Source organism: Empedobacter sp. UBA3475 (assembly GCF_002378465.1).
In the GTDB taxonomy this organism is placed as follows: Bacteria; Bacteroidota; Bacteroidia; order Flavobacteriales; family Weeksellaceae; genus Empedobacter; species Empedobacter falsenii_B.
In genome coordinates this window covers 83,198-89,927 of sequence record NZ_DFRA01000040.1, presented here as the reverse complement: position 1 = coordinate 89,927, position 6,730 = coordinate 83,198, and the positions used below count along the sequence as shown (strand labels likewise).

Here is a 6,730-nt window from a genome sequence, read left to right as displayed (position 1 = left end):
CCTAAATGCACTACGGGTTAAATAAAGTTTAATTTCTCCATTTTGATCAATTTTACCAATTTTTTCTTGAATTAAATAAACCTCCATTTTATCTAAAATTTCATCAGGCTTACCAATCAATTTATAAACCTCATTTTTTGAAGTTCCATTTGAATTATATGAATCAAATTTTAAAACATTATTAACCAAATCATCCAACATCTTATAACGATAATTTTGTCCGTAAACTCCTTCCTCAAAAGGAATCCATTTATCTGATTCAAACTTTTTCTTAGAATTACAACTCATCACAAGAAGAAAAACACCACAAAAAATAAATAATTTCTCCATAAAATAATTCAATTCCCTAATTTCTCAAAAAAAATCAACAAGTCAAATATTTCAAAATTAATTTATTAGAAAAAAGTTGTAAAATTTATTCGAAAAACACTTGCAAAAGTAATATTAATGACCTTATATTTGCACTCACAACGCGGGAATAGCTCAATTGGTAGAGCGTCAGCCTTCCAAGCTGAATGTTGCGAGTTCGAGTCTCGTTTCCCGCTCTTTGAAATATTAAATTCAAAAATCAAATTTTGCCTTGGTGGTGGAATTGGTAGACACGCAGGACTTAAAATCCTGTGTCCATTAGGACGTGCGGGTTCAAGTCCCGCCTGAGGTACTTTTTAATTTGATTTGAAAATTTACGCGGGAATAGCTCAATTGGTAGAGCGTCAGCCTTCCAAGCTGAATGTTGCGAGTTCGAGTCTCGTTTCCCGCTCTGTAAAAGCCGAAGATTAATCTTCGGCTTTTTTTATTTAGAAAAATTTGATTCCTAAAACATAAAAAAACCTCAAACAATCACGTTTAAGGTTTTACTTTTTTATCTAATCGTTGTCTTATTTCGCTTCTTCAGCCAACATTTGTTTATATTTTTTGCCTTCGATTAATCTTTTTTCTGCCCAAATTGTTCCTCCAGGAATAACTGCTGCGATAAAAAAGATCATAAAAATTTTCCAAGACCAATTGTATTTTTCTTTCAATAAATAAACCAATATAATATAAGCTATAAACAATCCTCCGTGTACGCGTCCTGCGTATGTTACCCATGTCGGATCTTCCCAAATATATTTCATTGGCATTGCGATAAAAAACAAAACTATCGCAGAAATAGCTTCTAAATATCCAGTAATTTTAAATAATTTCAACATTCATCTTAAATTTGAAGTCAAAAATAATTTTTAATTTCCACATGAACACTAATAGATATCAGTAAAACAAATACTTAACATCTATTTTATACGTTATTATAAGCAACAATGCGATTTTTAGGCTACATATTCTTCTTTTTGATCCAAACTATTTTACTTTTTGGACAAGAAAAAACATATCATTTTTTACGATATAATGATGATACAAAATCGTATACAAAAGATTTCGAAAGCAAAAATCTTGATTCATCTTTAGATTCGCTTCAAAAAACAGGTTATTATACTTTGACGATTGATTCGATAAAAAATGAAAAAGTTTATCTAAATAAAGGAAAATTGTACCAAACAATTTGGGTGAAAAACAATGAATTGTTCGAAAATAAAAATAATTATTTCCCAACAAATAATTTAGATTCTATTCTAAATAAAATAGCAACAACCAACACTAATCAAGGTTATCCGTTTGCGCAAATAAAACTTGTTCCAAATGGTTTTGAACAAAATGAACAGAAAATTGAATTGGTTTTAGACAAAGGAAATCTGCGAACAATAGATGGTGTAAAATTGGTTGGTTACGAAAAATTATCCAAAGGTTATTTGCGTCATGGACTCAATATAAAAACTGGCGAAGTATACAATGAACAGAAGTTGGCAACAATTTCGACATTAATGCAACAAACCAATTATATTGCAGAAGCGCAATTACCACAAACTTTATTTAAGCCTGATTCTACGATTTTATATTTGTATCCTCGCAAAGTAAATTCAAATTATTTTGATGGTGTTTTAGGTTTTGGAACAGATGATAACGGCGATTTTAGATTGAACGGAAATGTACAACTTTCGTTGAACAACGTGTTCAATAGTTTGGAAGAAATCAGGTTAAATTGGATTGGAACAGCAAATAAAAATACGTCGTTGAATATTGGTGTTAAAGTACCTTATTTGTTCAAATCTGCGATTGGTTCGGAAACGAATTTCAAGCTTTTCAAACAAGATTCTGTTTTTGTGAATTTAGATTTTTCGGAGCGATTATTTTATCAACTCAACCTCAACTCGAATATTGGTGTAAGCGGAATTATACAATCGTCTAACTTTTTGTTGGAAGATGATTCCTATCTAAAATCGAGCTACGACGATTATTCGAAAATTGGTTTTGGTTTGAGTTATCACTATTTCCTGAAACATCCTTTTCGTTTGATGGAAGGAAAATCTATGTTGAATGTTGTGGTAAATTCGATTCGTAAAAAGGAAAAGAATTTTTCGTGGACAGAAGATTTGGAAAATAAAACCGTCAATCAAATTGAAGTTGGTCTAAAAACATTTCGTTTATTCGAATTGTCCAAAAAACATTTCTTAAAAGCTGGTGCAGAATTTAGAGGTTTGCTCACGAAAGACGATGATTTCTCCGAAAACGAATTGTACAGAATTGGTGGTTTCGGAAGTTTTAGAGGTTTTAACGAAGAAAGTATTACAACAAATATGTACGGATTTTTGAGTGCAGATTATCGTTTTGTTCCAAGCGAAGCATTCTATATTGGACTTTTCGCCGATTATGGTTTTATAGATAACAAACGCGCAAATCTGAATACGTCTTTGTTAAGTTTAGGAACTGGAATTTCTTTTTTAACTAAAATGGGAATTTTCAATTTGAGTTATGCAGTTGGTAAAACAGACGAAACTTCATTCGATTTTAAAGAATCTAAAATCCACTTTGGGATATTAAGCCAGTTTTAAAAAAACATTACAAAGTTTATTTATCTGTAACCTACATTTATTTAAATCATATCTGTTTGTAATGTCCGTAAAGAAACTTTTATCACAAACAAGTCTGTTTTAATTTACCAAACGTACTGTGTGAATGAATACTAAGAATTTTTATTAAAAAAACTTTAAATTTTTATAGGTTTATTGTTAACATTTTCGTGAAATTAGCTACTTATAAAATACTCACACAAAATAAATTTAAAAATGCGTAAAATTTTATATCCAGTTTTAGCTTCAGCTTTATTTTTAGCTTCAGCTCAATTGGTGTCTGCACAAGACAATTTAGTTAATTCTTTGAACAAAAATGTTAGTGAAAATAGTAAAGAAGCTTTCAAATTTACTGACGTTATCAATTTAGCTAAAACTCCAGTAGAAAACCAAGGTTCATCAGGAACTTGTTGGTCATATTCAGGAAATTCTTTCTTCGAATCAGAAATGTTAAGAATGGGAAAACAACCTATTCAATTGTCTCCAATTTTCAATGCGAGAAATACATATGTTGAGAAAGGAAAACAATATGTTCGCATGCACGGTGCAACAACTTTAGGTGACGGAGGTTCTTTCTATGATGTTTTGAATACAATCAAAAAATACGGAGCTGTTCCAACTGAAACTTACACAGGTTTGAATTACGGAACAAAAACAAATCAATTTGGTGAAATGGCTGCAATTCAAGAAGGAGTTTTGAAAGCGGTTGTTGCAAATCCAAATGGTAAATTAACTCCAAAGTGGGAGAAAGCCTATACAGCTGTTTTGGATAGCTATTTAGGAGAATATCCAAAAGAATTCACATACAACGGAAAAAAATACACACCACGTACATTTGCTGATCAAGTGGTAGGAATTAATCCAAACGATTATGTTGCGATTACATCTTTTAAAGATCACGACTATTACAAACCGTTTGTATTAGCGATTCCTGATAACTGGGCGTACGAATCTTTCTACAATGTTCCGATGACAGAGATGACTGATAACATTGATTATGCTTTGAAAAACGGATTTACAGTTGCTTGGGCAACAGACGTTTCTGAAAAAGGATTTAGCTGGAAAAATGGTGTAGCGTATGTACCAGAAGTTGATTTTGCAGATATGAATGCGCAACAAAAAGCAGATATGTTCAAAGGTCCAAAACCAGAAAAAGTAATTACAGAAGATATGCGTCAGGCTGCTTTTGATGATTACCAAACGACTGATGACCACGGAATGCACATTGTTGGTATTGCAAAAGATCAAAACGGAAAAGATTACTACATCGTGAAAAACTCTTGGGGTTTAACTAACGATTACGAAGGATATCTTTATGTAACAAAAGCTTTTGTTCAGTACAAAACAACAAATATTTTAGTTCATAAAAACGGTGTTCAAAAACAAACGTTGAAAAAATTAGGATTATAATCTTAATTTATATAATAATGAAAAGCTGTCTTATGAGACAGCTTTTTTTGTTTAAAAACGAATATTTCAAATGGTTTGATGTACTTTTGCAGTCTAATTTTTAGTCAATAAATATGCCTCAAAATGTAACAATACGCATATCTCCTACAGAAGCTGCAAACGAGAAACTTCTGAAACAACGTTTAGCATCTGCTGTTAAAACAAAACCAGAGAATATCAATGCTTACCAAATTATTCGTCGCTCTTTAGATGCACGAAGCCGAAATATTATTTCCCAATTACAAGTCAATGTTTTTGTAAATGAAGAATTCTCTGATGCTTTCGAGTTTCATCCAAATCTTCAAAATGTAGAAAACAAACACGAAGTTTATATTGCTGGTGCTGGTCCTGCTGGATTATTTGCTGCGTTAGAATTAATAGAACAAGGTCTAAAACCAATTATCATCGAGCGTGGTAAAAATGTTCGTGATCGTCGTCGTGATTTAGCAGCAATGAATAAAGAAGGAAAAGTAAATCCTGAATCAAACTATTGTTATGGCGAAGGTGGCGCTGGAACTTATTCGGACGGAAAATTATATACGCGTTCTACAAAACGTGGAAACATTCTGAAATCATTGCAATGGTTTGTCCATTTCGGTGCAACAGAGCGTATTTTACAAGAAGCGCATCCACATATCGGAACAAATAAGTTACCTGGGATTATCGCCAACATGCGCGAAGCAATTATCGAATGTGGTGGTGAAGTTTGGTTTGATACAAAACTAACGGATATTATCATCGAGAATAATCAAATCAAAGGAATTGAAATTAATCATGATAAAAAAATTAAAACTTCTTCTTTGATCTTAGCAACGGGACATTCGGCTCGTGATATTTTCAGAATGTTAGATGAAAAGAAAGTTTTAATCGAAGCAAAACCTTTTGCATTAGGCGTTCGTGTAGAACATCACCAAAGTTTGATTGATTCTGCTCAATATCATTGTCCAATCGGAACAGAACGCAACGAATTTCTTCCGCCAGCCTCGTATTCATTAGTTTCTCAAGAAGCAGGTCGCGGCGTTTTCTCTTTTTGTATGTGTCCCGGTGGAATTATCGCGCCCGCATCTACAGACGAAGGAGAATTGGTAGTAAATGGTTGGTCACCTTCTAAACGTGACGGATTCTTTGCAAACTCGGGAATGGTTGTAACAGTTGATGAAAAAGATTTTGCTAAATATGGTTTTACTGGACCTTTGGGTGGAATGAAGTTTCAACAAATGGTCGAGCAAAAAGCGTGGCAAGTTGGTGAAGGTAAATTAAAAGCTCCCGCACAACGAATGACTGATTTTGTTTCAGGGAAATTATCCAATTCATTAAATGATTGCTCGTATTTACCAGGTTTAACATCAGGTTTATTGAGCGAAGTTTTACCAAAAGAAGTTCATCAATCTTTGAAATTAGGTTTCCAAACATTTGGTAAAAAAATGAATGGTTACTATACCGAAAATGCAAATATTGTGGCAACAGAATCAAGAACTTCTTCGCCTGTTCGTATTCCGAGAAATGAAGAAACCTTAGAACATACGCAAGTTGCTGGTTTATTTCCTTGCGCTGAAGGAGCTGGTTACGCTGGTGGAATTATTTCTGCCGCAATGGACGGAGCAAAAGTTGCAATTGCTGTGAAGAATTTTATCGGAAAATAGTTTTATATTTAATACTCAAAATAAAATACAGATGTCAAGCTGAACTTGTTTTAGCTTCACATCTTTAGGAATGATGAATTTAGAAAAAGTAAATAATTTCAAATTTTTATTGATTTCAGTAGTACTGATTTTGATAGGTTATTCAATCAACTTAATCGGTTGGAATATTGGAACAATTACAATTGCTTATTTTGGATTAGGTTTATTCTTTTTAGGAATTATTTCATTCATCATTTTACTATTTTTAGCTTTAATTAAAATTGTTAATAGAATTTAATGAATCTCTTAAAATCTATACTATTTGTCGGTTTAGGTGGCGCTTTTGGTAGTGTTGCAAGATTTTTAATTTCGTACGGAATCGGAAAATATTATTCACAACCTTTTCCATTTGCTACGTTTTTGACAAATATTATCGGTTGTTTTTTGATTGGCACTTTATATGGATATTCAATCAAAAATGGTTTAGGAAATACCTATTTCAATTTTTTACTGATAACTGGATTTTGTGGAGGTTTCACGACATTTTCAAGTTTTTCGTATGAAAATTTCAACTTAATTCAACAACAAAATTACATCACACCAATTATTTATATTTTTTTGAGTGTACTCATTGGTTTACTCTTTACAATGATTGGTTTTAGATTAACAAAATAACTCTATATCGAAAATAGTTTTCTCTTATTCGTTTTAATG

The 6,730-nt window shown here is 32.1% G+C and carries 6 protein-coding genes, 3 tRNA genes and 1 pseudogene; 8 read left to right on the top strand and 2 right to left on the bottom strand.

Annotated elements, in window-relative coordinates; translation table 11 throughout:
• Positions 1-330 (bottom strand): annotated as a pseudogene (locus B3I31_RS09385) (hypothetical protein); the annotation flags it as partial.
• A gap of 142 nt (positions 331-472) precedes the next feature.
• Between B3I31_RS09385 and B3I31_RS09380 the strand changes: the two are divergent.
• From B3I31_RS09380 to B3I31_RS09370, 3 genes are all read left to right on the top strand, one after another.
• Positions 473-545: transfer RNA gene (locus B3I31_RS09380), tRNA-Gly, on the top strand.
• Positions 546-577: 32 nt separating this feature from the next.
• A tRNA-Leu gene (locus tag B3I31_RS09375) sits at positions 578-661 on the top strand.
• Between the two features lie 26 nt (positions 662-687).
• Positions 688-760 (top strand) — tRNA-Gly (locus tag B3I31_RS09370).
• A gap of 118 nt (positions 761-878) precedes the next feature.
• Here the strand turns inward: B3I31_RS09370 and B3I31_RS09365 are convergent.
• On the bottom strand, positions 879-1,190 hold the full coding sequence (locus B3I31_RS09365; RefSeq protein WP_219033722.1) for a DUF3817 domain-containing protein: 312 nt from the start codon (positions 1,188-1,190) through the stop codon (positions 879-881).
• Positions 1,191-1,328: 138 nt separating this feature from the next.
• Here B3I31_RS09365 and B3I31_RS09360 point away from each other — a divergent pair, with 138 nt between their 5' ends.
• The 5 genes from B3I31_RS09360 (at position 1,329) to crcB (ending at position 6,691) form a co-directional block, all read left to right on the top strand.
• Entirely contained in the window at positions 1,329-2,927 is a 1,599-nt protein-coding gene (locus B3I31_RS09360) for a hypothetical protein (RefSeq protein WP_257467997.1), read from the top strand.
• Between the two features lie 234 nt (positions 2,928-3,161).
• Positions 3,162-4,355, top strand: a complete 1,194-nt coding sequence (locus tag B3I31_RS09355; protein WP_291087954.1) for an aminopeptidase C — start codon at positions 3,162-3,164, stop codon at positions 4,353-4,355.
• A 113-nt stretch (positions 4,356-4,468) separates the two neighbouring features.
• Entirely contained in the window at positions 4,469-6,037 is a 1,569-nt protein-coding gene (locus B3I31_RS09350; protein ID WP_219033725.1) for an NAD(P)/FAD-dependent oxidoreductase, read from the top strand.
• A 70-nt stretch (positions 6,038-6,107) separates the two neighbouring features.
• On the top strand, positions 6,108-6,314 hold the full coding sequence (locus B3I31_RS09345) for a hypothetical protein (RefSeq protein WP_125349604.1): 207 nt from the start codon (positions 6,108-6,110) through the stop codon (positions 6,312-6,314).
• A complete protein-coding gene (crcB, locus tag B3I31_RS09340) occupies positions 6,314-6,691 on the top strand; it encodes a fluoride efflux transporter CrcB (protein WP_125349605.1) in 378 nt (125 codons plus the stop codon). The genes B3I31_RS09345 and crcB overlap by 1 nt, the downstream gene beginning before the upstream one ends.
• Positions 6,692-6,730: the final 39 nt, after the last annotated feature.

Bases quoted from the DNA above. Each gene is read 5' to 3' on its own strand.
- B3I31_RS09365 (WP_219033722.1), bottom strand. From the start codon at position 1,190: ATGTTGAAATTATTTAAAATTACTGGATATTTAGAAGCTATTTCTGCG.
- B3I31_RS09355 (WP_291087954.1), top strand. From the start codon at position 3,162: ATGCGTAAAATTTTATATCCAGTTTTAGCTTCAGCTTTATTTTTAGCT.
- B3I31_RS09350 (WP_219033725.1), top strand. From the start codon at position 4,469: ATGCCTCAAAATGTAACAATACGCATATCTCCTACAGAAGCTGCAAAC.
- B3I31_RS09345 (WP_125349604.1), top strand. From the start codon at position 6,108: ATGATGAATTTAGAAAAAGTAAATAATTTCAAATTTTTATTGATTTCA.
- crcB (WP_125349605.1), top strand. From the start codon at position 6,314: ATGAATCTCTTAAAATCTATACTATTTGTCGGTTTAGGTGGCGCTTTT.